Source organism: Aeromonas sobria (assembly GCF_006243315.1).
GTDB lineage: Bacteria > Pseudomonadota > Gammaproteobacteria > Enterobacterales > Aeromonadaceae > Aeromonas > Aeromonas sobria_A.
In genome coordinates, this window is record NZ_NKWE01000045.1 from 80,077 (window position 1) to 106,765 (window position 26,689).

Below are 26,689 nucleotides of genomic sequence, written 5' to 3' on the forward strand. Positions count from 1 at the left end.
TCGCAGCGCAACGCCCCTTCTGCCGCCCATTGTTGTCCCCTGCCGACTGACGTAGAGTCGGCCCTGATGCAACGGGAGAAGAGAAGATGAAAGAGCTGGACTACAAACTGCTGCGGGCGCTGGATGCTGTGCTGCAGGAGCAAAACTTCGATCGGGCGGCCAAGTCGCTCCATATCACCCAGTCGGCCATCTCCCAGCGGATCAAACAGCTGGAGCAGCAATTTGCCGAGCCGCTGCTCATTCGTAGCCAGCCACTACAGGCCACGCCACTCGGCCAGAAACTACTGGCCCACTACCGTCAGGTGCATCAGCTGGAGCTCGAACTGGCTGGCGAGCTGGCCCCTGCCGAGCCGCAGGGGCCAATCAGGATCAGCATCGCCGTCAATGCTGACAGCCTGGCTACCTGGTTTTTGCCTGCCATAGCCCCGCTGCTGGAGCAGCACCCTATCGAACTGAACCTGCTGGTCGATGACGAAAATCGCACCCTCGACAAAGTGCGGGAAGGGCAAGCCTTCGGCGCAGTCAGCTTACATGCCTACCCCTTAGCCGGTTGCTGTGTCGACCAGCTGGGCGAGATGCACTACTTGCTCACCGCCAGTCCCGCCTTTGTGGCACGCCACTTCCCTCATGGTCTGACCCGGGAGGCGCTGGCCAAGGCACCGGCGGTGGCATTCGATCAGCGCGATGATATGCATATCAGCTTTATGCGTGAACACTTCGGGCTGGAGCCGGGCGGTTACCCCTGCCACACCGTCCACTCCTCAGAAGCCTTCGTCGCCATGGCCGAGCAGGGGCTCGCCTACTGCCTGATCCCCGAGTTGCAGATCCGTGAGCAACTCGCCGCCGCAACCCTGGTCAACCTCAGCCCGCCACACCGGCTGACCGAGTGCCTCTATTGGCACCGCTGGGTACTGGAGAAAGGACTCCATAAACAGCTGTCACAACGGCTGATCGATCAGGGCCGCGCGCAATTGCCGCCGCGCTGACAAGGCCATTCGCCTTGGCTTTGGAGGGCTAAAAACGTATAGTGCTGGGCGATCCTTCATCAGGTCTCCACCCAGGTTATCCACTTCAGGTTCCTCACTTATGTTCCAAGACAATCCGCTGCTGGCCCAGCTCAAGCAACAAATCCGCGAAAACATCCCCAAGAAAGAGGGTGTGATCCGCGCCTCGGATCGGGGCTTCGGCTTTCTGGAGGTCGATGAGAAAACCAGCTATTTCGTCCCGCCTCCCTACATGAAAAAGGTGATGCACGGAGACCGGGTGAGCGCCCTGATCCGCACTGAAAAAGATAAGGAAGTGGCTGAGCCGGATACCCTGCTGGAGCAGTCGGTCACCCGTTTTGTGGCCCGGGTCAAGCTGTTCCGTGACCGCCTCAACGTGGTCGCTGATCACCCGCTGATCAAGGATGCCATCAAGGCCCGCGCCAAGAAGGGCCTGGATGAGAAAGAGTTCAAGGAAGGGGACTGGGTGGTTGCCACCCTCAAACGTCATGCCCTGAGTGACGGCAACTTTTCGGCCGAAATCATTGAGAAAATTTCCGCCGAAGAAGATCACAACGTGCCCTGGTGGGTGGTGCTGGCACGCCACAATCTGGCTCAAATTGAGCCAGCAGATCTGCCGGAGTGGAAGGTGATCGAAGAGCAGGAGCTGCCCCGCACCGACCTGACTGATGTGCCTTTCTTCACTATCGATGGCGCCAAGACCAAGGATATGGATGACGCCTTGTCGATCCGTAAACTCGACAACGGCTGGGAGCTGCTGGTCGCTATCGCCGACCCGACCGCCTATGTAGCGGAAGGTAGCGAGCTGGACAAAGAAGCCGCCAAGCGCGCCTTCACCGTCTACATGCCGGGCCGCAACGTGCCGATGATCCCGCGCACCCTCTCCGACGAGCTCTGCTCCCTGAAAGAGGGCGAGGAGCGCAATACACTCTGTGCCCGCCTGCTGATCGCCGAAGATGGCCTGCTGCTGGAAGATACCGAATTCTTCGCTGCCCGCATCATCTCCCATGCCCGTCTCAACTATGACGAGGTCTCCGATTGGGCCGAACATGGCAAAGCGCTGACCATAGACGCTGGCGTAATGGCTCAGCTGCCGCTGATGAAAGCCATGACCGAGGCGCGTATCGCCTGGCGCACCGAGCACGCGCTGGTGTTCCCGGATCGTCCCGACTATGACTTCGAGCTGGGCGAGAATGGTGAAGTGCTGGCCATCCACGTTGAGCCACGCCGCATCGCCAACCGGATGATCGAAGAGTCGATGATCGCGGCCAACATCTGCGCCGGTCGCGTGCTGGGCAAGAGCGTCGGTTACGGTATCTTCAACGTCCACACCGGTTTCGATGAAGAGTCCCTCGATGGCGCCATCGAACTGCTGCAAACCGCCGAAGCCCCGTTCGAGCGCGACGAGATCGCCAGCCTCTCCGGCTTCTGTGCCCTGCGCCGCTGGATCGACAACCTCGACACCCGCTGGCTGGATGGCAAGATCCGCCGCTTCCAGAGCTATGCGCTGATGTCCGCCGAGCCGGGTGCTCACTACGGTCTGGGTCTGGATGCCTACGCCACCTGGACCTCACCGATCCGTAAATACGGCGACATGGTCAACCATCGCCTGCTCAAAGCGGTCATCGCTGGCAAGACGCCGGGTGAGCGCCCAAGCGAAGAGCTGACCGAGCACCTGACCGAATGCCGCCGCCTGCACCGCAGGGTCGAGCGCGATATCGGCGACTGGCTCTATGTCCGTTACCTCAAGGCTGCCGCCGGCACCGATCAGCTGTTCAACGCCGAGATCATCGACGTGATGCGGGCCGGTCTCAAGCTGCGTCTGCAGGAGAACGGCGCCGTGGTGTTCATGCCTGCCCGCCACATCCTCGACAACAAGGATCGGCTGGAGTGCAACTGGGACAACGGCCGCGTCTATCTCGACAAGACCGAGGTGATCTACGAACTTGGTCAGGTTATCGAGGTCAAGCTGAGTGAAGCGGTGGAAGAGACCCGCTCCCTCATCGCCAAACCGGCGGTCGCACTGGTACCGGGCCCGGCACCGGAAGCACCGGTTGCCGAGAGTGCACCAGCCGATAGCAGTGAAACGCCTGCGGATGCTGCCCCCAAGGCAGAGTAAGCCGCGTAGAGCAATCTGATCTGCCCGAGAGCCCGCCACTGTGCGGGCTCTCTTTTTGCCCAACATCTCACCCTACAAGCTGCCATACAGACCGCCACGGCGCACAGTTCTCGCCACGATTGGCAGAAAATGCAGTGAATGTTTCCACCAGCCGCGCTGAAAGCAACCGTTATGTGCGCCACCTCTCCTTTCTGACATTTTAATCAACAAAAAAGAAGTTTATACTCGTTTGGGCACAACCCAAAGGATATGGACATTGGTATGCAGGAATGGGACCCGGAACACTTCAGCACCTTCGCTCAGTTATGCGAAGTGAGCCTCGCCGCCATCCGTGAAAAAACCGATGCCGAACGCCTTTACCTCTGGCTGAAAGCCCCCGAACCGCAGCTCTACAGCTTTCAGCTGGATCAGGGGCTGACCATGCTGGATCTCGCCCATCTCGAACAACTGACCCTGCCCCACCACCTGATCGACAAGGCGATAGACACGGGACAACTGGTGATCGAGCAGCTCCCGCCACCGCTGGATCCCGGCGAAAATGTGGAGCCCGCCCAGCCGCAGCTACGCGCCTGTTTCCCGCTCAAACGCCATATGAAACTGGAAGGGGTCATCTATCTGGAGACCCACCGCCGCATCGACCGCCTCTCCTCCCGTCAGCGCCAAGGGATCCAGCTCCTTATTCACTATCTGACCGCAGAACTGAGCAACCACCTGCTCTCCAGTCAGGTCGACCAGGAGCGGGTGCAACGTCAGCATACCCAGACCGATCTGGTGCAGAGCCAGGCGCTGCAAGGCTCCTTCCTCACCATGCTGCAAGCGCTGCACATGGTCTGTATCTCCCTCTCCCGTTGCCGCAGCGAAAACCAGCTGCTGCGGGATGCCGTGCTGTTGGCGCGGCAGGAGCTGCAATTTGACCGGGTCGCCATCTTCCTGATCGCGCCCGACGGCAAGACCATGCACGGCACCTGGGGCACCAGCGAAGAGGGTGAGCTGGTCGACGAACATGCGTTCATCAGCCCCATCCCGGAGCATCCCACAGTGCAGGAGGCGCTAAAGCGCAAAGACTACGTACTGGTACTGGAAGATGCCCCCCTCTACTACGAACAGCAGCAGGTGGGACGTGGTTGGAACGCCATGGTATCGCTGTGGGATGGCGCCACCCCCATCGGCTGGATTGCCGCCGACAATCTATTGTGGCACCGGCCACTCAAAGCCTATCAGAGCGAGATATTCAAACAGTACGCCGCCATGTTGTCACAGCTGCTGATCCGCCAGCGCACCCAGGATCAGTTGGAGCAGCTCAATCACCAGCTGGAGGCGAGAGTCACCGAACGCACCATACAACTGGCCAATACCAACCGGGCGCTAGAAGAGGCTAACCACCGCCTCTCCCTGCTCTCGCTGGAAGACCCCCTCACCGGCATCGCCAACCGCCGCCAGTGGAACATCACCATGCAACGGGAGTGGGAGTGGGCAAGGCGCACCCAGAACCCGCTGGCGGTACTGATGATCGATGTCGACCAATTCAAGGCCTACAACGACCACTTCGGCCACGCCAAAGGGGATCTCTGCCTGCAACAGGTGGCCCAGGTACTACGGGATGCGGAGCGACGCTGCACCAATCTGGTAGCCCGTTACGGCGGGGAGGAGTTCGTCATCCTGCTCTGTGCGCCCCAACCCGGTGAAGCAGAGCAGTTGGCGGCACTGATCCATAACGAACTGGCTCAATTAAAACTGCCTCACCCCGCCTCGCGGGTTGCTGATTTCATTACCGTTAGCATAGGCTTTAGCTATCTGGTTCCCTCCCGGCACGAGGTATGGCAGACCCTGATCGAGCAAGCGGACCAGGCGCTCTACCACGCCAAAGCACAAGGGAGATCCCGCACTCTGGCTTATCGGTGATCCCATGCTGCTGCGTCGTTACCCCATCTTCAATCGTCGCCTGGCTCTGGTAGCCTACGGCATCGACTATCAGCTCAGCTCACCGGCCGAATGGTCCTCACTGGCGCAACATTGCCGCCTGCTGGCGCAGGGGCGTCAATATCTGGTGCCCTTCACTCACGAGCAACTCGATGAACAGCGCCCCCTGCTGCTGGATCAGGATGCGATCCCCCTAGTTGAAGCCTCAAGCGACAGGCTACCCAGCTCGTTTCCGGTGCTGGAACAGTGGCGCGACAGCCGACGCCGACTGGCGGTGCACGGCGCCAACCGGGATCCACGCTGGCTCGGTGCCAGTCGTATGCTGGTGTTCTGGATGGGGGAAGAGGGGATCTGCCAACCCACCGAACACAAGCGGATGGCACTCAATATCGAAACCTGGGCGGACTTTCTCCCCCTCAGAGAGAACGGTGTCGACTTCTTTGCCGGTGGCTTTCTCGCTCGCCCCGAACTGGTTAACCAACGAGCAAACAAACCCGACATGGTGCTGGTGCAGCAGATCCTCCAGCTGATCTGCCACGAGGAGTTCTCTTTTGCCCAAGTGGCTCGCTTACTTGAGCAAGACACCTCTCTGCCCGGCCAGCTGATCACCTATGTCAACTCCCCCGGTTTTGATCACGCCAGCCCCATCACCTCGGTATCCCGCGCCCTCTCCTATCTGGGGGAGCAGGAGATCCGCAAGTTTGTGCTGATCAATGGTCTGGCCAAAATGAGCCAGCATATGCCGGAGGCCTGCACCCGGATCGCCATTGCCCGCGCCCGTTTCTGTGAGCTGATTGCCCTCACCTCGCTGGGCAAAGCCGAGGCGAGCTGGGCCTTTCTGGTGGGACTGGTGCTCGATGGTTCCATGCTGTCGGAGCCGCTGATGGCTCACTTGCCAAAGAGTGTGCAGCGGGCCATCGAACTGCACGAAGGGCCACTGTTTCACCTGTTCCAGCTAGCCAGCACTTATGAACAGGGCAACTGGGCCCTGCTGGAGCAACTTGCCCCCAAATACCAACTCGATCCTGCCAAGCTCACCCCCGTCTATTTTCAAGCGCAAATGTGGGGGCAAGCGTTTCTCACCCGCTAGGTGATGGCAAGCCGGGGAGTCACTGGCTAAAATGGGCCCCCTTATTGCAAAGACAGACTCCGCACCATGACCCTTTCCGGATTCCAAGGCCTGGTCTTTGACCTTGATGGCACCCTGGTCGACTCCATGCCACTGCACCTCGCCGCCTGGGAGCATGCCGCCCGCGAGTTTGGCTTTCACTTCGATGCCGACTGGTTCTATGAACTGGGCGGCATGCCGAGCCGCAAGATCGCCCTGCTGGTCGCGCAAGAGCAACAGCTCCCCCTCGATCCACTCGCCGTAACCCGCTGCAAAACAGAGCACTATGTCGCCAACCTGCACAAGGCCACCGTCTTCCCGGCCATGCAGGCACTGGTCGAGCGCTATCACGGTGTCATCCCGATGGGGATCGGTACCGGTTCACCACGGATCAATGCCGAGGCGGTGCTGCGCAACACCGGGCTGGATCGCTACTTCGCCGTAGTCGTCACTGCTGACGACGTGGAGTTGCACAAACCCAATCCGGATACCTTCCTGCTGGTCGCCAGCAAGTTGGGAGTCGCGCCAGCGGGCTGTCTGGTGTTTGAAGATACCGGCATCGGGGTACAGGCAGGAAAAGCCGCAGGAATGCAGACCTGTATGGTCAAAGAGGGCAAGCCGATCGGGCTAACGGAGTGATGCAGAAACAGATATCGCCCTGCAGCAAGGGGCGATAAGCGGAACCGGCTCCCATACGGGACAGGATTGAAAATGAGAGCCGGTTACGTCAGCCGCTGACGCAGGGCGCGTCAACGGGCAGGTCGGGGCAGACGATTACTCGTTGTTGCCGCCGCCCTGATTGTCATCATAACGGCCCGGGGCACTATGGGGACGCGGTGCCATGGAGACACGAGGCTTGCGGGCGCGCTGGATGTTCACTGGCGGACGGCCAGAGTGCATAGCAATAGTGGAGATCTTGGCCTTGTAGACCAGCTGCTGATTACCATGGGCATCGGTCAACAGCACGCTGTACTGGTCAAAACCACTGATGGTGCCTTCCAGCTTGATGCCGCTCACCAGAAAAATGGCAACCTGACTGCGATTCTTGCGCAACCAGTTAAGGGCGGAATCTTGCCCGTTACCAAGGGAAAAGGCTTGCTCAATGGTGGAGTAGCTTGGGGATTCAGTTGTCATAAGTTATTGTCCCGCAGAAAAAAGTGGCGTTTGATTGTGCTAAATGGCCACTGGCTTGTCAAAGTCATTCTCACTCCAGCCAGCAATAGCACACCGCCGGGGCTGGTCGCTGACCAGTACAACTGCGATAATCAAAGGTTCTGGCTCTATTACGTGCCTTATCTGGGGTTTTATCTTGCATCCGGTTTCACACCAACACCACACCACCTATGTCCATGATGCCACTGCCTGCGAAGAGTGTGATCTGCTGATACCGGCCACACCGCTCGAGGTAGGCCAGGCCAGCTGCTGTCCCCGTTGCGGACACACGATCAGTCGTCACCTGCCACAGCAGGAGCTGCGCCCCATCGCCTATGGTTTCGCTGCGCTCATCATGTTCGTGCTCGCCAACGCCTTCACCTTTATGTCCTTCTCGGCCAAAGGGATCGGCCAGGAGATGACCTTTCTGCAGAGCATCACCACCCTGGTGGATGAGGGCTATCTGTTTCTCGGCGCCGTGCTCAGTGTGACCCTGATCGGTTTGCCACTGGTCTACATGGGCTCCATCATGCTGGTGCTGTGGCGTATCGATAAAGATCTCCACAGTAATGCCCTGCGCTCTCTCGGCCGCCTGCTTTGCCTGATCAAACCCTGGCTGATGGTGGATGTGTTTCTGGTGGGGGTACTGATCTCGCTGGTCAAGCTGATGGGGATGGCCGACATCAAGATGGGGCTGTCGTTCTGGGCCTTCGTCGGTTACACCCTGCTGCTGATCAAGATGATCTCCTCACTGGACCAGATGTGGCTGTGGCAGCGGCTGTTCGGCCCCACCGAACCGCGCGAAATCGATCCTGAAGCGGGCGCGTTGGCATCCGGTCTGGTGGGCTGCCACATCTGTGGCGCCCTGAGCGAGGTGGGCAGCCACAGCTGCGCCCGCTGCGGCGGTCACCTGCATGCGCGCAAACCCGGCGGTCTCAACCGCACCTGGGCGCTGCTGTTTACCTCCGCCATTCTTTATGTACCCGCCAACCTCTATCCCATCATGAATACGGTGTTTCTCGGCGATGACAGTCCCTCCACCATTCTTGGCGGTGTGGTGCTGTTGTGGGCCATGGGCTCCTACCCCATCGCAGCCGTTATTTTCTTCGCCAGCGTGGTAGTGCCGCTGGTAAAAATAGTGGCGCTATTCTGGCTTTGCTATATGGTGCAGCGCGGCCATGCCGCCTCGCCGCTAGGCAAGCTCAAACTTTATCGTATGACTGAATTTGTCGGACGCTGGTCAATGATCGACGTCTTCGTGGTCGCCATCCTCGCTGGCCTGATCCGGCTCGACAATCTGATGACTATCTATCCTGGCCCTGCGGCCGTTGCATTTGCAGGCGTGGTATTGATCACCATGGTCGCCGCCATGAGTTTCGATGCCCGCTTGATCTGGGATTTACAACAAGGAGACCCCGAACGTGAGTGAGCGTAAAAAAAGGTGGAAACCGGGCTCTGATTTTATGAGCTCTGCTGCCGCAATCTGGATGGTGCCCCTGCTGGCGCTGTTCATCGGTCTCTGGATGCTGTTCCAGCACTGGTACTCCCAGGGCCCCAGCTTCACCCTGACAGTCGCCACTGCCGAAGGCATAGTGGCGGGCAAGACGGTGATCCGCTCCCGCGAGGTCGATGTCGGTCGAATTGAAGCGGTCGAACTGAGCGATGACTACAGCCACGCGGTGCTGCGGGGGCGACTAAGCAATGCCGCCTCCGGCATGCTGCGCGGTGACAGCCAGTTCTGGGTGGTCAAGCCACGGGTGGGTCGTGAAGGGGTCTCCGGCCTCGGCACCCTGCTCTCCGGTGCCTATATCGAACTCTCCCCCGGCAAGAAAGGGCGGGCATTGGACGAGTACGCCATGCTCGACAAACCGCCGCTCGCCTCCCTTGATGCCAAGGGGCTGCGCCTCACCCTCAACAGTCGCGACACCCGCGCGCTGAGCGAAGGCTCCCCCATTAACTATCAGGGCTTCACCATAGGTCAGGTGGAAGAAGCGAAGTTCCTGCCAGAAAAGAGCGAGATGCAGTATCAAATCTTCATCAATGCCCCTTATGACATTCTGGTCAGCAGCAACTCCCGCTTCTGGCTGACGCCGGGCTTCGAAGTCTCCATGAGCAGTGAAGGGATGAAGGTGAAGATGGATTCACTGGAGAGCCTGCTCGACGGCGGCATCACCATGGGTCTGCCACCTGGCTGGTCGCCCGGTGAACCGGTTACCAAGATGGAAAATTTCACCCTGTTCCAGGATGAGGCGAGCGTGCTGGCCGGTAGTCTGGATCAGTTCATCGACTACGTCTTCCTGTTCGATGACAACGTGGGTGGCCTGCACCCGGGCGCCGCCGTGCAGTATCGTGGCATCCGGGTCGGTACCGTCATCTCCGCCCCCTACCTCATCGAGGACAAGGGCGTGCAGATCTTCAAGAGCCGCCAGATCCCGGTGCTGGCCCGCATCGAAGTGCAACGCCTCTCCCACCGCTATGCCAAGGCGGAGAAGGATCAGTGGCGCGCCCTGTTCGGCAAGCAGTTCAAGGAGGGGTTGCGTGCCAGCCTCAAGACCTCGAGCCTGCTGACCGGCGGCAAGATCATCGATCTCAACTTCTACCCGGACGCACCCCGTTTCGAGCAGGCCAAGCTGGCCGGCTATCAGGTCTTCCCCACCGTACAGGGCGGGCTGGACCAGATCGAGCGCAAGGTAAACGCTATCCTCGACAAGTTTGTCGACATGGACATGGCGACCACCCTGGCCAAGGTCAACGGGTCACTCACCACTCTGGATGGCACCCTGAAGAACATCAGTGCGGTCAGCGCCAACCTGAACAAGCTCACCGGCAAGGATGCAACCCAGCAGCTACCGGCATCGCTTAACGAGAGTCTCAAGCAGTTGCAGGAGACCTTGCAGGCCTATGATGCCCAGTCGCAGACCAATCAGGACCTGCGTCAGTCGGTGCAGACCCTCAATCAGTTGATGCGCGAACTGCAGCCGCTGGTGCACTCCCTCAACGAGCAGCCCAGCTCGCTGATCTTCGATCGCGCGCATTCCTCGGACCCTGAGCCCAAGCGAGGCAAACAATGAAAAAACAGATCCTGACGCTGGCCCTGCTGGGCCTGCTGGCGGGCTGTAGCAACAGCCAAACGAGCCTGCACTACTACTCGCTCGATGCCGACAGCCCGCAACCGGTCGCCGCAGCGGCCAAACCGCAGCACCAGCTGGTGCTGCGCCCGATCAGCCTCGCCAGTCAGCTCGACCGGATCAGTCTGGTCTATCAACTGGAAGGGCAAGAGCTGCACTTCACCGAGTATCACCGCTGGGCTGGCTCGCTGGACGATCAGCTCAACCAGCTGACCCTCAATGGCCTCTCTACCCGGCTACCGGGCTGGGTGGTGCGGCAGGATGGCGCCCGCAAGGGGCCAGTGCTGACCATTCTGGTGGAGCGCTTCCAGGGCCGCCATGACGGCAGCGCCGTGCTGAGCGGCCGCTGGCGCCTGCTGGCGGAAGATGGCACAGTGCTGCGCGATGCCCCCTTCCGTCAGGAGCGGGTACTGCCCGCCGATGGCTACAACGCACTGGTGAACGAACTGGGTCTGGGCTGGCAACAGCTGCTCGACCAGATTGCCAGCGAGGTGCGCCAAAGCGCCAGCTAACTGGTCTACCCCGAATTGCAGATATAAAAAAACGACGCCAGCTGGCGTCGTTTTTATGTGGGCGAGTGTCAGGCGATGGCTCACGCCTTGGCGGGCAGGCTCAGACGGGCAACCGCTTCGACGTGCATGGCGTGGAGGAGGAACATGCCCATCGCTCCGCGCCAGTGTCCGATCACGCTTTCGCTGGCAGGCTCAGACGAGCGACAGCCTCAACATGCATGGAGTGCGGGAACATATCGACCGGCTGAACCTCGTCCAGCACGAAGCCCTGCTTGACCAGCCAGGCGAGATCGCGAGCCAGAGTCTGCGGGTTGCAGGAGACATAGACCAGACGACGGGGCGCCATGGCCACCAGCGTCTGCAGCACCGCCTTGTCACAACCCTTGCGGGGCGGATCCAGCACCACCACATCAGCTGTCACGCCCTGAGCGTGCAGCTCGGGCATCAGCTGCTCGGCCTTGCCGACGTGGAATTCGGTGTGCTCGATGCCGTTGAGGGCAGCGTTGCGACGGGCATCGCTAATGGCACTCTCTACCGACTCGATCCCCACCACCTTGGCGGCCTTGCCAGCCAGGAACAGGGAGATGGTGCCGATACCGCAATAGATGTCGAACACCGTCTCGTTGCCGGTCAGTTCGGCATACTCGAGGGCGCTGGAGTAGAGCACATCGGTCTGGGTCGGGTTGTTCTGGAAGAAGGAGAGCGGCGAAATCTCGAACTCGAGTTCGTGGATCTTGTCGCGGATCACCCCTTCGCCCAGCAGCACCCGGTTGGTGGCGCCCAGAATGCGGTTGGTGCGCTCATCATTGATGTTCTGCACCAGAGTGGTAATGGGCAGATCGCTCAGGGCCGCCAGCAGCTCGGCTTCGAACGGCAGCGCGTCACCCAGGGTCACCAGCACCACCATCAGCTCGCCGCTCTTGAAGCCCTTGCGGGTCATCAGGTTGCGCACGCAGCCGGTGTGGTTCACTTCGTCATAGGCGGCGATGTCATGCTCGCGCATCCAGTTGCGCACCCGGGCGTTCAGTTCCACGTGCAGTGAATCCTGCACCGCGCAGTCATCGGCGGTGATCAGATCGTGGGAGTGCTTGCGATAAAAGCCGATCTCGGCACCGGCTTCGCAGCCACGCACCGCGTATTGGGCCTTGTTGCGATAGGCGAACGGGCTCTCCATACCGAGGATCGGGTTGACCTTGGTCTCCCCCAGCCCGGCCTGCTCCAGTGCGCTTTGCACCAGTGCCTGCTTGAGCTTGAGCTGGGCCGGATAGGCCAGCGGACGTACCTGACAACCACCGCACTCGGTGTTGGGGCAGAAATCGGCAACCCGATCGGCAGAGGGCTGGAGCAGCTCGGTGACCTTGCCATGCAGATAGTTCGGCTTGACCTCGGTCAGCTCCACCAGCGCCTGCTCACCGGGCAGCAGACCTTCGACAAACAGGGGGCGATCGAACAGGCGTCCTTTGCCATCTCCTTTGTCGGTCAGTTCCAGGATCTCGATCTGGTGTTGATGTCCCACTAACGGCATGAGCGGCTCCAAAAATACAAAAATGGGGGGTGATGGACGCGGCACAGCCATGCCCATCGAGAAAAGGTGGCAGAGTTTAGCGGAGATCCGGCCAAATTGCAGGCATAAAAAGCCTGCGTGTTGTAATGGTGGTAGCGCCTGGCCATCTGCCGAGCCCTGTTACCTTTCAGGGCTGCGTTAAATTTAGCCCTTGGGCCGCAACGCCCAGCCTGTTAAAATTCCGCCCTTGAATTTATCCAGGGCCCAGCGCCCGTCTTAGCTAAGGTCTACCGCGATGCGTACCAGCCAATATCTGCTTTCCACTCTCAAGGAAACCCCCTCCGACGCTGAAGTTGTCAGCCACCAGCTGATGCTGCGCGCCGGGATGATCCGTAAACTGGCCTCCGGCATGTATGCCTGGTTGCCAACCGGTCTGCGGGTACTGAAAAAAATCGAGAACATTGTTCGCGAAGAGATGAACAATGCTGGTGCCATCGAAGTCTCCATGCCGGTGGTACAACCCGCCGAGCTGTGGCAAGAGTCCGGCCGCTGGGATGACTACGGCCCCGAACTGTGCCGCCTGACCGACCGCCACAACCGCCCCTTCGTACTGGGCCCGACCCACGAAGAGGTGATCACCTCGCTGGTTCGTTACGAAGTGAACAGCTACAAGCAGCTGCCGCTCAACCTCTACCAGATCCAGACCAAGTTCCGCGACGAAGTGCGCCCCCGTTTCGGCGTAATGCGTGGCCGAGAGTTCCTGATGAAGGATGCCTACTCCTTCCACATCGACAAAGCCTCGCTGATCGATACCTATGAGCGAATGCACGCCGCCTACTGCACCGCCTTCACCCGCATGGGTCTGAACTTCCGTCCGGTGCAGGCCGATACCGGCTCCATCGGCGGTACCGGTTCCCACGAATTCCAGGTGCTGGCCGAGAGCGGTGAAGATTTGATCGCCTTCTCTGATACATCAGATTACGCCGCCAACATCGAGATGGCCGAAGCGCTGGCACCGGCTGGTGAGCGCGCTGCCGCTACCGCTGCCCTGACCAAGGTTGCCACCCCGGCTGTTCACACCATCGACGAAGTGGCCGCCTTCCTGAACGTGGCACCGACCGCCATCGCCAAGACCCTGCTGGTACTGGCAGAGGAAGACGAGCACGGCAAACAGGCGGTCATCGCGCTGGTACTGCGTGGCGACCACGAGCTCAACGAGATCAAGGCTGAGAAGCTGGCTGGCGTCGCCAACCCGCTGACCTTCGCCAACGACGAGCAGATTAAAGCTGCCGCCGGTTGCGATGCGGGCTCCATTGGCCCAGTCGGCTTTGCCGGCCGCATCATCGTCGATCGCAGCGCCGCCCAGCTGAGCGATTTTGTTTGCGGCGCCAACGACACCGGCTTCCACCTGACCGGCGCCAACTGGGATCGTGACATCACTACCTATGAGGTTGCCGACCTGCGCAACGTGGTGGAAGGCGACCCGAGCCCGTGCGGCCAGGGCAAGCTGCTGCTCAAGCGCGGTATCGAAGTGGGCCACATCTTCCAGCTGGGGACCAAGTACTCCGAAGCGATGAAGGCGAGCGTGCTGAACGAAGGCGGCAAGTCCGTCACCATGGAGATGGGTTGCTACGGTATCGGGGTTTCCCGTCTGGTGGCTGCCGCCATCGAGCAGAACAACGACCAGTACGGCATCATCTGGCCGGACGCCATCGCTCCGTTCGAAGTGGCTATCGTGCCGATGAACATGCACAAATCCGAGCGCGTGGCCGAGCAGGCACAGCAGTTCTACGCCGAGCTGAAAGCGGCCGGTGTGGATGTGCTGTTCGACGACCGTAAAGAGCGCCCGGGCGTGATGTTCGCCGACATGGAGCTGCTGGGTGTGCCGCACGCCATCGTCATCGGCGATCGCAGCCTCGACAACGGCGTGGTGGAGTACAAGTGCCGCCGCTCCGGCGAGAAGCAGGAAGTAGCCATCGGCGACATCATCGCCATGCTCAAGGCCAAGCTGGGCCGTTAATTTCGCCCCCTTGCCAAGATAAAAAAAGCGCGCCATTTGGCGCGCTTTTTGTTTCTGCTTTATCTGACGACCGCAACCGGATGGCAATCCGATTAGAAGGTGAATTCGCCGCCCATGAACCAGCCGTCGATAGACTGATCGATGTTGTCGAAGTCGACCTTGGCTTCACGCCAGCCGGCACGCAGCTTGATCGGCATGGAGGAGAACTTGTAAGAACCACCCAGACGGTAGTCATAGTTGTCCGCATCGTGGGTACGCAGGTCGCCGAAGAAGGCGAAACCGGTGCGAGGAATGTTTACTTCGCCGCCAGCATAGGCCATCAGGGTATCTTCTTTATAACCCTGGCGACCCCAAGTTACCTGCTCACCATCGTAGTGACGGCCGGTCATGCCCAGATCGATCTTGAACAGATCGTTGTTGAACAGACGGTAGTAGAGGCTCAGATCGTAGGCGGTCAGATCATTTTTGAAGGCGCCACCAGAGGTGCTGAAATCGGAGATTTCAAACTTGGCGTTCGGCAGGAAGATGATGCCATGTTCCAGCTGCAGATAGCCGTTCCAGTTGTAGCTGTCGTCATAACGGCCATCGGCACTTTTGCCGTAAGCCTGACCACTACCCTGAGCAGCCCATACATCCGCACCGGCGGCAAAACGCCAGTCGTTAGCGGCCATGGCACCTTGGCTGCACAGAGCCAATACAACACCGGCAATCAGCGTCTTTTTCATTACGTCACTTCCTCTTGCATACATGGAAAGGGCACTATTTTACTCGGTGCAGCCAAAATACCCAGCGGGAATCCTGAACAAACGACGACAAATGTCAGTGCTTCATATGCTTCATGCCCGCCATCGGCTCAATCGGCTTCACTGGCAGTGACAGATCCAGCTGCTGGCCATCGTCCATGGTGAGGGTCAGCGGCATGGGCGTCTGCTCGGAGAGAGTGCCCACCTCGAACAGCATGATGTGCAAACTGCCCGGTTTGAGTACCGCCTCGCCCTTGGCCGGGATCTCGATACTCTCGACCTGACGCATCTTCATCACGCCATTCTCGTGCAGGTGAGTATGCAGCTCGGCACGCCCGGCCGCAGCAGAGGCCGCCGCCACCAGCTTGACCGGCTGGTCGGCGTCATTCTTGAGCACCATAAAGGCGGCGGTGTTGGGGGAACCCGGCGGCAACAGCCGCACATAGCCGTCGACGGCCTCGACCTTGGCCAGTGCCGGCGCCGTCATACCCAGTACCAGCAGAGAATAAAACGCACGTTTAAACATGGTTGAAATCCTTTTATGATGTTGTTAAACGGCAGCAAGGTTACCCCAGCGGCAACCTTTTTTGCACCTTTCAATAACAAGGATTTAGACATGGCCCCCATTCTCATTGCCGAGCAGCAGGATGGCTTGCTCACCCTGACCCTCAACCGCCCCGACAAGCGCAACGCCCTCAATACCGAGCTGTATGAGCAACTGGTGGCGGCGCTGCGAGAGGCGGCGGCCGATGACGAAGTGCATGTCCTGCTGTTGCAGGGGCAGCACGACTGTTTCACTGCGGGCAATGATCTGGCCGACTTTATGGGCAAGAGTTCGCTGGAGCCCGACGACCCCATCCTGCAGTTCCTCCACACCCTGGCGGATTTCCCCAAACCTGTGATCGCTGCAGTTGGCGGCCCGGCGGTGGGGATTGGTACCACCATTCTGCTGCACTGCGATCTGGTCTATCTGGGGGATAACGCCCGGTTGCAGCTCCCCTTTGTCGAGCTGGGGCTGGTACCGGAGTTTGCCTCCAGCCTGCTGCTGCCGCGCCTGGTGGGTCACCTCAAGGCGGCAGAGCTGTTGCTGTTGGCCGAGGTTATTGATGCCGAAGAGGCGCTGCGGCTGGGGCTGGCCAACAAGGTGGTGGCGGCCGATGAGTTGCTCCCCTTTGCCCGCGAGCAGGGGCTAAAGCTGGCGGCCAAACCGCCCAGGGCGCTGCAAAAGAGCAAGGCGCTGCTGAAACAGGAGCTCAAACAGGCGGTGCATTTTGTCATCGATCTGGAGGCGCGCGCCTTCGCCCAGGCGCTGCAAGGGGAAGAGGCGCAGCAGCGCATCGCCCAGAAACTCAAACGGCGGAGCTGAGCTGCCGCTCTGCGCCGGTCAGTTGAGGCGAAAACGGCCGATCAGCTCGCAGCCCTGCACCTTGTCCTGTAGCTGGATCAGCTGGGCAATCTCCGGATTGGGGTGACGCTTGAGGAAGGCGAGCAGGGCACCGCGGCAGCAACCCAGCTCGCTGATCAGCGCCTCGCACTCCCGGTTCGGGCATTGCGGCACCAGCGCCGTCACCAGCTCGGCGGCGAGCTTCAGGTAGCGCAGCTCGTAAGTCGGCTCATCCATCGCCCGCCAGAAATCGGCCAGTCGGTGACAGGTGGCGACCCGCATGGTGGCCAGTTCGGTCAACTCCACCTGGGTCATCTCGTAAACATCCCCCAGCGCCTGCTGATAAAAGCAGATCGCCGCTCCCAGCGAACCGGCCTGCCAGGCTCGATCCGCCTCCAACATGTATCGCTGCCAACTGTGCGGTGTCATCTCGCGCTCCCGGGTCCGTCATCGTGGGAGTGTTATCATGGCTAATTGAGAATAAATATCAACCAGAGGGTTAGTGCAGGATCTCTCGGCAACCTTGGCAAACCGGACACCCGACCTTATGATCGTGCCCTTCCCTCTGCTTTGGAGCACCCCACAATGCGACCTTGTCTCCCGCAGATGCTGGGCTGCTCCCTGCTCTGCGTGCCCCGCATGCTGGTCTGGATCTATTAGCTGCGCTCACCCGCACGCACCCAATCCGATCCATTCAGCAAAGGAGTTCCAGTATGAACACCTGCCAACACTGGTCGCAGGTTGAATACCTGCACCTGACGGTGACCAACCCCAATATCTGCCTCAAGGGGCAGCACAGCTACTACTCGGGCGCCTGGGATGGCCCCTTCGAAGAGGTGGCGGTGCGCTATCTCCATGGCGACCGCTTCAGCCTCAGCCCGGACACCGGCTGGGAGCCGCTCTGGCATATCGACCGGCTCCATATCGGCGACTATGTGCAGATTGCCGCCGGAGTGAAGATCATCATGGGGGGCAACCACACCCACAACACCGCCTTCATCAGCACCTATCCGTTCGCCGATCTAGCGGCGCTCCAGCGTAGCTACCGCCCCGCAGGCGATACTCGCATCGGCAACGATGTCTGGATCGGAATGGAGGCGATAATCATGCCCGGTGTCACCATCGGCGATGGCGCCATCATCGCCGCCCGCTCACTGGTCAATCAGGATGTGCCGCCCTATGCCATGGTAGCGGGCACCCCAGCCAAGGTGGTGCGGATGCGCTTTGACGAGGAGGAGATTGCCCGGCTGCAGGCCCTCGCCTGGTGGGATTGGCCGAACGAGCAGGTCAACGCCCTGCTGCCGCTGATCCAGCAAGGTGAAGTCGCCCTGCTTGAGCAGGCGGCCGTCCGCTGGGCTGAGCGCCATGAGTGACCACCGCTAACCATCAGCTAACAAGCTGACAGCAGAAGGGCGACCCTAGGGTCGCCCTCTTTCATCTTCGGCATGTTTTGGATGCCGTCATCGCTCATCCGGTCACTGCGCCGTTTTTGACTGATTAAGGTTGCACTGCTTACCGGGATAACCGGGCAGATCACTGGCATCGCTGCCACAGGCGAGTCGTTTGGCCTGTTGCAGCCGGGCCGCCAGATTGGCGCTGTCCACCGGCATCCACTGCATCTGCTTGCCGAGCCAGCTGGCCCAAGCAAACTCGACGAAATAGACCTGCTTGTTCTTGCTGAAGTAGCCCGCATCTTGCAACAACCCGGCCAGGGTGCGGTAGGGGTAATCAGGCAGCTTGTCGATGCGGGTCGGCAACTGCTCCGGGGTCAGCGGCTGCCCCTTCTCATCCTTGAGCCAGGCCCAGTGGTTGTTCTGCATCTGGCTCCAGAAATTATCTTTATCCTGCAGACGACCGATCACCTTGACCCGGGCATCCTTGACTCCCTGTTGCCACAGCGCCTTGGTGAGATGGTGGCGGTCCACCAGCCAGTAGCCGCCATCCGGCGCAATCACCACGGGGATCTCTTTCTTTTTCATCAACTTGTCGAGCTGCTTTGCGCTCATGCCCGCCAATGTGGCCTGGGTCTCATCGACCTGGATCTGGCCGACGCCCCCCTGAGTCGGGTGCAAGGCATCGATGCCGATCTCGCACCAGTTGCCCACCGCCGTCTCGCTCTGGCACGGGGCCAACGCCCAGGCGCCCTGGCTCAACACACAGGTCAGCAATAACCATGCTTTCATCGTTTGATACTCCTTGCCACATTGAACTGCAGAGACACCCGCATGCCCCCGCATCCCCGACTGGGGTTGAGAGCCAAATGCTGGCGGCCAGACCATTAAACGGGATATCATGATTCCCCATCTGTCGGCGACATTTTATCGCCGAGTTTTCTCCCCGCTTCACACTATTTGAAGGATCCGACCCATGAAAGGATGGAGCCCCTTGCTGGCCCTGTTGGGCTGCGCCGCTGTTCAGGCTGCCGATATCCCCGCCGGAACACAACTCGCCGCCGAACAAATTGTCGTTCGCCACCTCAAGGATGAACCCGCGAGCCTGAGCCCGCTCAAGCTGGTCGGACTGCCGGAGTTGCAGGTACTGCGGGATCTGTTCGAGGGGTTGTTGACCCAGGGGCCGGATGGCAAACCGGTTGCCGGGGTGGCGGCCAGCTGGGAGAACAAGGGCAACCAGTTCTTTACCTTCCATCTGCGCCCGGATGCGCGCTGGTCCAACGGCGATCCGGTCAAGGCCGGCGACTTCGTCTACGGCTGGCGCAAGCTGGTCGATCCGAAAGAGGCGGCCACCTTCGCCTGGTTTGCCCAGTTGGCCCGCTTCGACAAGGTGGACGAGATAGTGGCTGGCAAATTGCCTGCCAGCGAGCTGGGGGTCAAGGCCCTAGATGACCACACCCTGCAGGTGACCCTCTCCCAGCCGGTCCCCTACTTCCTGAGCCTGCTGAGCCACCCCAGTCTGTCACCGCTCCATCAGGCCAGCATCGAGCAGTACGGCAACCAGTGGACCCAACCCGGCAAACTGGTGGGCAACGGCGCCTTTGTGCTGAACAACCGGGTGGTTAACGAAAAGCTGGAGCTAACCCCCAACCCCTACTACTGGGATCGGGCCCATAACGTGCTGACTAAAGTGATTTTCATGCCGATCAATCAGGAGAGTGCGGCCACCAACCGCTATCTGGCTGGCGATCTGCATATCACCGAATCCTTCCCCAAGGAGCAGTACGACAAGCTGAAGCAGCAGATCCCGAATGAGGTCTACACCCCGGATCAGCTCGGCACCTACTACTACGCCTTCAATACCAAGCAGGCGCCGCTCGACGATGTGCGGGTGCGCAAGGCGCTCTCCTACACCATCGACCGCGCCCTGATCGCCGACAAGGTGCTCGGCACCGGCGAGAAACCGGCTTATCACTTCACTCCTGATGTGACCGCCAGCTTCACCCCTGCCGCCAACCTGCTCTCCACCAGCAGCCAGCCGGAGCTGGACAGCAAGGCCAAGGCCCTGCTCAAGAAGGCCGGTTACGGCCCGGACAAGCCGCTCAAGCTGACCCTGCTCTACAACACCGCGGAAATTCACAAGAAGATGGCGCTGGCCATCGCCAGCATGTGGAAACAAAAGCTGGGCGCCGAGGTCGAGCTGACCAATCAGGAGTGGAAAACCTATCTCGACAGCCGCCAGAGTGGTCAGTTCGAGGTGATCCGCTCCTCCTGGGTCGCCGACTACAACGACCCTTCTGCCTTCCTCGGCCTGTGGGGCTCCCATCACAGCGGCAACATGGCGGGCTTTGCCAATGCCCGTTATGACCAGTTGCTGGCAGAGGCGGCCAGCACCCAGGATGCCGCCAGCCGCAGCAAGCTGTTTGGCGAGGCGGAGGCGATCCTGCTGGATCAAGCCCCCATCGCTCCCATCTACCAGTACACCAATGCCCGCCTCATCAAGCCATGGCTCAAGGGCTACCCCATCAACAACCCGGAAGATGTGGCCTACAGCCGCCAGCTGTACCTCGTCAAACACTGACACCGGCCACAACGATGCGAGGCCCCGCGGGGCCTCGCTATTGATACTGTTCACACCACGATTTCCAGCCTAAAATGCCGCCCCTCCTGTTCAATTAATCTCCAATATCCAGTCAGACATGCGTTATTTGATACTGCTCTCGTTGTTGTGGACCCTGCCTGCACAGGCCAACAGCGAATCTCAATGCCAGCAAGAGTTTGTCGGCTGGATGCTGCATCAGCAGCAACAGTTCAGCGATCGCAAGTCTGACAAGATGGAGCGGCGCCGGGCCGAACGCGCCATCGAGTTGGCTCGTCAGGAGTACGACAAGCAGACCAGCTTTTGCAAGACGATGGAGCTAGTGCGCAGCTACAAAGATAGCGATCCGCGCTTTAAACCGAGAAGCGGCGAAGTTCACGATTTCACACCGGCCAGCTGACCCTCACTTCATCAATTCATTGTGTTGATTAATTGACCCAAGCCAAGTTCGGGTCACTGAAGAGCCTTAGAATGATTAACTGAAAACGACAATAAAAAACATAGCTATCAGTTATTTGGCATTCTCAGGAACGACACATGACCAAACTCAATCAGGAGGGGGAGATACACTTCCCCGACAACATCGCACTCATCTCGACCACGGATCCCGCCAGTCATATTACCTATGCCAACCAGCACTTCTGTGACGTGGCCGGGTATGGTGCTGCCGAAATGGAAGGGGTACCCCACAATCTGGTGCGACACCCCGACATGCCCAAGGTGGCCTTCGCCGACATGTGGCAGCGGCTGCGACAGGGCAAAAGCTGGATGGGGCTAGTCAAGAACCGCGCCAAAAGCGGTCAGTTCTATTGGGTAAACGCTTACGTCACCCCGATCCTCAATGCGCAGAAGGAGATCGTCGAGTTCCAGTCGGTGCGCACCAAACCCGCCGCCAGCGATGTGGCCTGGGCCGAGCAGCTCTATGGCCTGCTGCGCAGCGGCAAGGCGCTTCCTTGGCTGAGCCGCTTTCACATTGAACCGGGTCGGCTGACCCTCTGGCTCTCCGTTTCTGCCTTGTTCACCACCCTTGCTACCTTTGCCACCGGCAACCTGTTATGGCTGCTGCCCACCGCCTTGTTGCTGTTGGCACAGGCAACCCACGGCTGGCGATTGCAGCAACGGCTGGCTCATCTGCTCACCCTTGCCGATCAAGACAAGGGAACCCGCCTCTGTCAGGTGCTCTACACCCGACGGCGCGACACCCTGGCGGCCGTCGAACTGGCCCTGCGGATGAAGCAGGCCGAGCTCAAGGCCGTGGTCGGGCGCAGCGCCGACACCAACCAGCAGATCCTGCAGGCAGCCGAAGATGACCGGGGCAATATCCAGACCATTGATACTCATCTGCAGCAGCAGCGCGACCACAGCGAGCAGCTGGCGACCGCCATCACCGAGTTGAGCCACTCCATTCGCGATGTGGCCCACAGTGCCCATGAGGCGAGCAATCTGGTCATAGAGGTACAGCAGGTCTCCGACGAAGGGCTGCAAGCATTGGCGACCACCCGTTCTGCCGTCAACCAACTCCATCAGGAGCTGGATGCCAACCACGCCGTGCTGGCCCAGCTCACCAGCGACAGCCAGAAGATCAGCGGTATTCTGGAGGTGATCAGTCAAATCGCCGACCAGACCAACCTGCTCGCCCTCAATGCGGCCATCGAGGCCGCCCGGGCGGGCGAACAGGGGCGCGGTTTTGCCGTGGTGGCGGATGAAGTGAGGGCGCTGGCCCAGAAGACCCGAGCCTCGACCAGCGAGATCCACGAGATGATCCAGGCGCTGCAACAGACTACACGACAGTTGTCGGAGGGGATGATGCAAGGGGCGCAGACCTCGGTGCGCTGCCAGCAGCACGCGGGCACCACCGCCGACGTGCTCACCCAGATCAACCGGATGCTGGGGCAGGTAACCCGTACCAGCGACGAGATCGCCCAGGCGGTGAGTCAGCAGGCCGACGTCACGGCGACCCTCGATGAAGGGGTACACCAGATCCACCAGCTGGCCAGCCACACCGCCGACAACAGCAGGCAGGCGCTAGATGGCATCACCCTGCTGGTAGAGCGGCTGCAGGACCTCTCGCGGCTAATCAACCAGTTCAGATATTGAAGCGACAGCGATCAAAAAAGCGCGTCAACTGACGCGCTTTTTTCGCTTTGCCTGACAGGAGAGTTATTCGCTCTGCTCGCTGGCGGCAAACTCCGGCACCTTGGCCATGGCATCCAGCACCACCTGAATACCGGCGCCCGGCTTGCAGGCGTTCTCGCTCAGGTGACGGCGCCAGGCGCGGGCCCCCTGCATATTCTGGAACAGCCCCAGAATGTGGCGGGTCATGTGGGAGAGGTAGTTGCCCTTGGCCAGCTCCTGCTCGATATAGGGCAGCATCATCCGCACCACCTCGTGGCGACTCGGCACCGCGTTATTCTGGCCGAACACCAGGTTGTCCACCTGCGCCAGAATGTAGGGATTCTGATAGGCTTCACGTCCCATCATGACGCCATCCAGATGCTGCAGATGCTCGAGGGTCTGCTCCATGGAGGTGACACCGCCGTTGAGGGCGATGGTCAGCTCGGGGTAATCCTGCTTGACCCGATAGACACGGGGGTAATCGAGGGGCGGGATCTCGCGGTTCTCCTTGGGGCTCAGGCCGCTCAGCCAAGCCTTGCGGGCATGGACGATAAAGGTATCGCAACCGGCATCGCGCACCTGTTCGATAAAGGCCTGCAAAAACTCGTAGGAGTCCTGATCGTCAATACCGATGCGGGTCTTCACCGTCACCGGGATATCGACCACATCGCGCATCGCCTTGACGCAGTCCGCCACCAGCGCCGGTTCACCCATCAGGCAGGCACCAAAGCGACCGTTCTGCACCCGATCGGAGGGGCAGCCGACGTTGAGGTTGATCTCGTCATAGCCACGCTCTGCGGCCAGCTTGGCGCAGTGGGCCAGATCGGCGGGATTGCTGCCCCCCAGCTGCAGGGAGATGGGGTGCTCCTGCTCGCTGTAACCCAGATAATCCCCCTTGCCGTGGATGATGGCGCCGGTGGTCACCATTTCGGTATAGAGCAAGGTCTGGCGACTCATCAGTCGATGAAAATAACGGCAATGCCGATCAGTCCAGTCCAGCATGGGGGCGATGGAAAAACGCTGCGCCTGCATAAAAATCATCCGGGTTGGCTAAAGAAAGGGGCGGATTTTATCACAACGTGAAGCAGCCCCAGAAAATGAATTTTGTCGCCGCGCCATGCGAGGCCCTGTGATAGTATCCGGCTAATAGAAAGGGTATCTGCGCGATCATGAATCAAGACCAACTTTTACAACGAGCCGAGCGACTCTGTATACAGCGAGGGATCCGCTTCACCCCGACCCGGCGTCAGGTATTTCGCCTGCTGGCGGCACACGGCAACGCCATCAGCGCCTATGATTTGTTAGCCCAGTTGCAACAAACAGAAGCCAATGCCAAGCCGCCAACCGTCTATCGGGCGCTCGATTTTTTGCTCGAACAGGGCTTTGCCCACAAGGTGGAATCTCTCAACGCATTTATCTTCTGCTGCCACTTCGATCACGCTCACCCGATGCAGTTGCTGATCTGTGACGTGTGCGGTGATGTGGTCGAGCTTCACGATACGGCGATCGATAGCGCGTTTTCCGAGCAGGCCCACTTGCATGGTTTTACTATTACCAATAAGACAATCGAGGCACATGGCCAATGTGCTCGCTGTACGCCCACTGTAGGAAGTCATCATGAAGGCTGATTTTGTAAATCCGTTCCTGCTATCCCTGCTCAATGTGCTCTCGACCATGGCACAACTGGAACTCAAACCGGGCAAACCAAAACGCAAGATGGATGAGCTGGCACGCGGCGACGTCTCCGGCCTGATCGGCATGGTCGGCCCGCAGACCCGTGGTTCCCTCTCCATCAGCTTCGAGAAGGGGCTGGCGCTGGAGATCATGCGCCGTATGCTGGGGGAGGCACCCGCCACCATCAACGAAGAAGTGACCGACATGGTGGGCGAGATCACCAACATGGTAACCGGTGGCGCCAAGCGGATGCTGGGTGAGAAGGGTTACGAGTTTGACATGGCAACCCCCATCATCGTCTCCGGACCCAATCACACCATCACCCACCGGGCCGATGGCACCAAGATCATGATGCCGTTCGAATCAGATTACGGCCGCGCCACCATCGAAATCTGCTTCGAGTAGCCCTATGTGGAAAGCATTGAAATGGATTTTCATCTGCTGGGCCCTGTTGCTGATCCTGTCGGATATCCAGATCAGCACCTCCCTCTACAAGTACGAGGATAACCGGGTGCTCATCAACTTCCCGCGCTGGGAGGCCAAGGATCCCTGGGGTACCCTCGAGTGGCATGAGGGACGCATCAGCAGCCACTGGTATGGGCTGGAGGGAAAACCAAAGCCGGTAGCCCCGCAAATCTGAACCGTCAAATCGTTAGAGAATCACTACCGCAACAACAGAAGAGGCCAGCATATGCTGGCCTCTTTGCTATCTCGTTAACCTGGGATCAGGCCGCTTCGGCTGCCAGTTTAGCGCCCGGACGCACCAATATACCGACCATGCAGGCCAGCAGGGTCGGCATCAACCAGGCGAGGCCCTGGTCAAACAACGGCAGGAAGGCAAACCCGTCCATCGTCATACCGGCAGCACCCAGCCCATCGAGGCAGCCAAACAGAAAGGCTACCGCCAGCACGCCGCGAAACACCCGCCGTGGATGGGCAAACCACCCCTTGAGGAAGGTGACCAGTACCAGCGCGATAGCAACCGGATAGATGGCCACCAGCACCGGAATGGAGAGGCTGATAAGCTGACTTAGCCCCACATTGGCGACCAGCGCACAGAGAGCCCCCAGCAGCATGACCCAGTTGCGATAGGCCCAGCCAGTCAGGCCGTGGAAATAGTCTGCGCCAGCACAGAGCAAGCCGACCGCACTGGTAAAACAGGCCAGGGTGATGATGGCGGCCAGAATGAACTGCCCCGGCTGGCCAAACAGGCTCAGCACATAGGCATTGACGATGGCGCCGCCATTACTGATATCGCTCGCCACCCCACCGGCGCTATTGCCGAGCTGAAAAAGCGAGACGTACACCGCCGACAACCCGACCGCCGAGATCAAGCCCGCAATGGTGAGGTATTTGAACTGACTGCGATAATCCTCGATCCCCTTCTGGCGTAGCAAACCGATGATCAGGGCGCCAAACATCAGGGAGGCCAGGGTATCCATGGTGTTGTACCCCTCCAGCATCCCCTTGGTGAGCGGCGCGCTAATGTACTCGCCACTGGCATCGGGCATGGTGCCCTGCGGCGCCATAAAGACCCCGACCGCCAGAATGAGCAGCATCGCCATCAGGGCCGGCGTCAGATACTTGCCGATAGCATCGAGCAGCTTGCCCCGATCGAGTGACACCAGGATCACCAGCGCAAAGAAACTCAGGGTGTAGATCAGCAGTCCCTCATGACCGGCATCCCCGAGCCAGGGCTTGAGCCCCATCTCGTAGGCGACCAGACCGGTACGGGGAATGGCAAAGGCGGGCCCCATGATGATGTAGATGGTGATGGCCAGCGCCGTCGCCGCCCCGGCGGGCAGATAGCGGGTCATCCCGGTCCAGCCGCCCGCGCAGCCCCCCGAGCTCCCCTTGGCCACCGCAATCAGGGTGATCAGCGGCAAGCCCACCGCCGTCAGCAAAAAGCCGCACATGGCGGCCAGCAGATGCTCACCTGCCATGAAACCGGCCAGCGGCGGAAAAATGATATTGCCTGCCCCCAGATAGAAAGCAAACGTCATAAACCCCAATCCGAATACGTCGGACAACTTCAATGATTTCGTCAAACCCAACCTCATCTGCCTTATCAGCTTGTTATTGATTGCACCCACTGCCTGGCAGATAACCGGTAACAATACCTCTGGCGCCCATTCGGCCCGCAGACCGGATGAGGCGCTCCATCTTTAGCATAAAGAAGAGGAGTTCGATCTCAATCACCAAGTAATATCTTGAAACAATTTATCCAAGCAGAATTAATCACCGAACGGCTCAGCTATCCAGCAGCGGATAGCGCCCCGGGCATGCACCATGAGGGGTGAAAACAGGCTGCAGAGG

25 protein-coding genes are annotated in these 26,689 nt (G+C 59.9%); 17 read left to right on the forward strand and 8 right to left on the reverse strand.

Annotated features, from left to right (window positions below):
- The first annotated feature begins 86 nt into the window (after positions 1-86).
- The 5 genes from CF137_RS15170 (at position 87) to CF137_RS15190 (ending at position 6,790) form a co-directional block, all read left to right on the forward strand.
- On the forward strand, positions 87-986 hold the full coding sequence (locus tag CF137_RS15170) for a LysR family transcriptional regulator ArgP (protein ID WP_139720023.1): 900 nt from the start codon (positions 87-89) through the stop codon (positions 984-986).
- A 100-nt stretch (positions 987-1,086) separates the two neighbouring features.
- A complete protein-coding gene (locus CF137_RS15175; protein ID WP_139720025.1) occupies positions 1,087-3,123 on the forward strand; it encodes an exoribonuclease II in 2,037 nt (678 codons plus the stop codon).
- A gap of 261 nt (positions 3,124-3,384) precedes the next feature.
- Positions 3,385-5,025 (forward strand): GGDEF domain-containing protein, encoded by a 1,641-nt coding sequence (locus tag CF137_RS15180; protein WP_139720027.1) that lies wholly within the window; start codon positions 3,385-3,387, stop codon positions 5,023-5,025.
- 4 nt (positions 5,026-5,029) lie between these two features.
- Positions 5,030-6,133, forward strand: a complete 1,104-nt coding sequence (locus CF137_RS15185) for an EAL and HDOD domain-containing protein (protein ID WP_139720029.1) — start codon at positions 5,030-5,032, stop codon at positions 6,131-6,133.
- A 66-nt stretch (positions 6,134-6,199) separates the two neighbouring features.
- Positions 6,200-6,790 (forward strand): HAD family hydrolase, encoded by a 591-nt coding sequence (locus tag CF137_RS15190; RefSeq protein WP_139720031.1) that lies wholly within the window; start codon positions 6,200-6,202, stop codon positions 6,788-6,790.
- Between the two features lie 135 nt (positions 6,791-6,925).
- Here CF137_RS15190 and hfq read toward each other — a convergent pair whose 3' ends face one another.
- Entirely contained in the window at positions 6,926-7,285 is a 360-nt protein-coding gene (hfq, locus tag CF137_RS15195) for an RNA chaperone Hfq (RefSeq protein ID WP_042019475.1), read from the reverse strand.
- A 175-nt stretch (positions 7,286-7,460) separates the two neighbouring features.
- Between hfq and CF137_RS15200 the strand changes: the two genes are divergently transcribed.
- From CF137_RS15200 to CF137_RS15210, 3 genes are read left to right on the forward strand one after another with little or no spacing between them, the layout of a single operon-like run.
- Positions 7,461-8,732: a PqiA/YebS family transporter subunit gene (locus CF137_RS15200; RefSeq protein ID WP_139694177.1), complete on the forward strand. Its 1,272-nt coding sequence runs from the start codon at positions 7,461-7,463 to the stop codon at positions 8,730-8,732.
- A complete protein-coding gene (gene pqiB, locus CF137_RS15205; protein ID WP_139694176.1) occupies positions 8,725-10,374 on the forward strand; it encodes an intermembrane transport protein PqiB in 1,650 nt (549 codons plus the stop codon). The genes CF137_RS15200 and pqiB overlap by 8 nt, the downstream gene beginning before the upstream one ends.
- A complete protein-coding gene (locus CF137_RS15210) occupies positions 10,371-10,943 on the forward strand; it encodes a PqiC family protein (RefSeq protein ID WP_139720033.1) in 573 nt (190 codons plus the stop codon). The genes pqiB and CF137_RS15210 overlap by 4 nt, the downstream gene beginning before the upstream one ends.
- A gap of 172 nt (positions 10,944-11,115) precedes the next feature.
- Here CF137_RS15210 and rlmD read toward each other — a convergent pair whose 3' ends face one another.
- The gene (rlmD, locus tag CF137_RS15215; protein ID WP_139720035.1) at positions 11,116-12,468 is read right to left on the reverse strand and encodes a 23S rRNA (uracil(1939)-C(5))-methyltransferase RlmD; all 1,353 of its coding nucleotides are present in this window, start codon (positions 12,466-12,468) and stop codon (positions 11,116-11,118) included.
- 274 nt (positions 12,469-12,742) lie between these two features.
- On the opposite strand from rlmD, the gene CF137_RS15220 reads away from it, so the two are divergent.
- Entirely contained in the window at positions 12,743-14,467 is a 1,725-nt protein-coding gene (locus tag CF137_RS15220; RefSeq protein WP_139720037.1) for a proline--tRNA ligase, read from the forward strand.
- Positions 14,468-14,559: 92 nt separating this feature from the next.
- On the opposite strand, the gene CF137_RS15225 is transcribed toward CF137_RS15220, so the two are convergent.
- Positions 14,560-15,192 (reverse strand): TIGR04219 family outer membrane beta-barrel protein, encoded by a 633-nt coding sequence (locus CF137_RS15225; RefSeq protein WP_139720039.1) that lies wholly within the window; start codon positions 15,190-15,192, stop codon positions 14,560-14,562.
- Between the two features lie 94 nt (positions 15,193-15,286).
- Entirely contained in the window at positions 15,287-15,736 is a 450-nt protein-coding gene (locus tag CF137_RS15230; protein WP_139720041.1) for a copper chaperone PCu(A)C, read from the reverse strand.
- Between the two features lie 90 nt (positions 15,737-15,826).
- On the opposite strand from CF137_RS15230, the gene CF137_RS15235 reads away from it, so the two are divergent.
- Positions 15,827-16,576 (forward strand): enoyl-CoA hydratase-related protein, encoded by a 750-nt coding sequence (locus CF137_RS15235; RefSeq protein ID WP_139720043.1) that lies wholly within the window; start codon positions 15,827-15,829, stop codon positions 16,574-16,576.
- A gap of 18 nt (positions 16,577-16,594) precedes the next feature.
- On the opposite strand, the gene CF137_RS15240 is transcribed toward CF137_RS15235, so the two are convergent.
- A complete protein-coding gene (locus CF137_RS15240) occupies positions 16,595-17,023 on the reverse strand; it encodes a DUF2753 family protein (RefSeq protein WP_139720045.1) in 429 nt (142 codons plus the stop codon).
- A 284-nt stretch (positions 17,024-17,307) separates the two neighbouring features.
- On the opposite strand from CF137_RS15240, the gene CF137_RS15245 reads away from it, so the two are divergent.
- Positions 17,308-17,967 (forward strand): CatB-related O-acetyltransferase, encoded by a 660-nt coding sequence (locus CF137_RS15245; RefSeq protein WP_139720047.1) that lies wholly within the window; start codon positions 17,308-17,310, stop codon positions 17,965-17,967.
- A 102-nt stretch (positions 17,968-18,069) separates the two neighbouring features.
- Here CF137_RS15245 and CF137_RS15250 read toward each other — a convergent pair whose 3' ends face one another.
- Positions 18,070-18,777 (reverse strand): ParB-like protein, encoded by a 708-nt coding sequence (locus tag CF137_RS15250; protein WP_139720049.1) that lies wholly within the window; start codon positions 18,775-18,777, stop codon positions 18,070-18,072.
- 184 nt (positions 18,778-18,961) lie between these two features.
- On the opposite strand from CF137_RS15250, the gene CF137_RS15255 reads away from it, so the two are divergent.
- The 3 genes from CF137_RS15255 to CF137_RS15265 all read left to right on the forward strand — a co-directional run bounded on the left by CF137_RS15255 (position 18,962) and on the right by CF137_RS15265 (position 22,681).
- Entirely contained in the window at positions 18,962-20,566 is a 1,605-nt protein-coding gene (locus CF137_RS15255) for a peptide ABC transporter substrate-binding protein (RefSeq protein ID WP_139720052.1), read from the forward strand.
- Positions 20,567-20,684: 118 nt separating this feature from the next.
- A complete protein-coding gene (locus tag CF137_RS15260) occupies positions 20,685-20,984 on the forward strand; it encodes a hypothetical protein (protein WP_005335795.1) in 300 nt (99 codons plus the stop codon).
- Between the two features lie 137 nt (positions 20,985-21,121).
- Positions 21,122-22,681, forward strand: a complete 1,560-nt coding sequence (locus CF137_RS15265) for a methyl-accepting chemotaxis protein (protein WP_139720054.1) — start codon at positions 21,122-21,124, stop codon at positions 22,679-22,681.
- 63 nt (positions 22,682-22,744) lie between these two features.
- On the opposite strand, the gene dusA is transcribed toward CF137_RS15265, so the two are convergent.
- Positions 22,745-23,731 (reverse strand): tRNA dihydrouridine(20/20a) synthase DusA, encoded by a 987-nt coding sequence (dusA, locus tag CF137_RS15270; RefSeq protein WP_139720056.1) that lies wholly within the window; start codon positions 23,729-23,731, stop codon positions 22,745-22,747.
- Positions 23,732-23,868: 137 nt separating this feature from the next.
- Between dusA and zur the strand changes: the two genes are divergently transcribed.
- From zur to CF137_RS15285, 3 genes are read left to right on the forward strand one after another with little or no spacing between them, the layout of a single operon-like run.
- Positions 23,869-24,327: a zinc uptake transcriptional repressor Zur gene (gene zur / locus CF137_RS15275; RefSeq protein WP_101325890.1), complete on the forward strand. Its 459-nt coding sequence runs from the start codon at positions 23,869-23,871 to the stop codon at positions 24,325-24,327.
- Positions 24,317-24,778, forward strand: a complete 462-nt coding sequence (locus CF137_RS15280; protein ID WP_016351979.1) for a chemotaxis protein CheX — start codon at positions 24,317-24,319, stop codon at positions 24,776-24,778. The genes zur and CF137_RS15280 overlap by 11 nt, the downstream gene beginning before the upstream one ends.
- Before the next feature lie 4 nt (positions 24,779-24,782).
- The gene (locus CF137_RS15285; protein WP_098970616.1) at positions 24,783-25,013 is read left to right on the forward strand and encodes a hypothetical protein; all 231 of its coding nucleotides are present in this window, start codon (positions 24,783-24,785) and stop codon (positions 25,011-25,013) included.
- 85 nt (positions 25,014-25,098) lie between these two features.
- Here CF137_RS15285 and brnQ read toward each other — a convergent pair whose 3' ends face one another.
- Positions 25,099-26,376, reverse strand: coding sequence for a branched-chain amino acid transport system II carrier protein (brnQ, locus tag CF137_RS15290; RefSeq protein ID WP_240038556.1), 1,278 nt, complete (start codon positions 26,374-26,376; stop codon positions 25,099-25,101).
- Between the last annotated feature and the right edge of the window lie 313 nt (positions 26,377-26,689).

Bases quoted from the DNA above. Each gene is read 5' to 3' on its own strand.
- brnQ (WP_240038556.1), bottom strand. From the start codon at position 26,376: ATGACGTTTGCTTTCTATCTGGGGGCAGGCAATATCATTTTTCCGCCG.
- CF137_RS15220 (WP_139720037.1), top strand. From the start codon at position 12,743: ATGCGTACCAGCCAATATCTGCTTTCCACTCTCAAGGAAACCCCCTCC.
- CF137_RS15285 (WP_098970616.1), top strand. From the start codon at position 24,783: ATGTGGAAAGCATTGAAATGGATTTTCATCTGCTGGGCCCTGTTGCTG.
- CF137_RS15185 (WP_139720029.1), top strand. From the start codon at position 5,030: ATGCTGCTGCGTCGTTACCCCATCTTCAATCGTCGCCTGGCTCTGGTA.
- rlmD (WP_139720035.1), bottom strand. From the start codon at position 12,468: ATGCCGTTAGTGGGACATCAACACCAGATCGAGATCCTGGAACTGACC.
- CF137_RS15225 (WP_139720039.1), bottom strand. From the start codon at position 15,192: ATGAAAAAGACGCTGATTGCCGGTGTTGTATTGGCTCTGTGCAGCCAA.
- CF137_RS15190 (WP_139720031.1), top strand. From the start codon at position 6,200: ATGACCCTTTCCGGATTCCAAGGCCTGGTCTTTGACCTTGATGGCACC.
- zur (WP_101325890.1), top strand. From the start codon at position 23,869: ATGAATCAAGACCAACTTTTACAACGAGCCGAGCGACTCTGTATACAG.
- dusA (WP_139720056.1), bottom strand. From the start codon at position 23,731: ATGCAGGCGCAGCGTTTTTCCATCGCCCCCATGCTGGACTGGACTGAT.
- CF137_RS15230 (WP_139720041.1), bottom strand. From the start codon at position 15,736: ATGTTTAAACGTGCGTTTTATTCTCTGCTGGTACTGGGTATGACGGCG.
- CF137_RS15260 (WP_005335795.1), top strand. From the start codon at position 20,685: ATGCGTTATTTGATACTGCTCTCGTTGTTGTGGACCCTGCCTGCACAG.
- CF137_RS15250 (WP_139720049.1), bottom strand. From the start codon at position 18,777: ATGAAAGCATGGTTATTGCTGACCTGTGTGTTGAGCCAGGGCGCCTGG.
- CF137_RS15245 (WP_139720047.1), top strand. From the start codon at position 17,308: ATGAACACCTGCCAACACTGGTCGCAGGTTGAATACCTGCACCTGACG.
- CF137_RS15265 (WP_139720054.1), top strand. From the start codon at position 21,122: ATGACCAAACTCAATCAGGAGGGGGAGATACACTTCCCCGACAACATC.
- CF137_RS15175 (WP_139720025.1), top strand. From the start codon at position 1,087: ATGTTCCAAGACAATCCGCTGCTGGCCCAGCTCAAGCAACAAATCCGC.
- CF137_RS15280 (WP_016351979.1), top strand. From the start codon at position 24,317: ATGAAGGCTGATTTTGTAAATCCGTTCCTGCTATCCCTGCTCAATGTG.
- CF137_RS15210 (WP_139720033.1), top strand. From the start codon at position 10,371: ATGAAAAAACAGATCCTGACGCTGGCCCTGCTGGGCCTGCTGGCGGGC.
- CF137_RS15170 (WP_139720023.1), top strand. From the start codon at position 87: ATGAAAGAGCTGGACTACAAACTGCTGCGGGCGCTGGATGCTGTGCTG.
- CF137_RS15240 (WP_139720045.1), bottom strand. From the start codon at position 17,023: ATGACACCGCACAGTTGGCAGCGATACATGTTGGAGGCGGATCGAGCC.
- hfq (WP_042019475.1), bottom strand. From the start codon at position 7,285: ATGACAACTGAATCCCCAAGCTACTCCACCATTGAGCAAGCCTTTTCC.
- CF137_RS15180 (WP_139720027.1), top strand. From the start codon at position 3,385: ATGCAGGAATGGGACCCGGAACACTTCAGCACCTTCGCTCAGTTATGC.
- CF137_RS15235 (WP_139720043.1), top strand. From the start codon at position 15,827: ATGGCCCCCATTCTCATTGCCGAGCAGCAGGATGGCTTGCTCACCCTG.
- CF137_RS15255 (WP_139720052.1), top strand. From the start codon at position 18,962: ATGAAAGGATGGAGCCCCTTGCTGGCCCTGTTGGGCTGCGCCGCTGTT.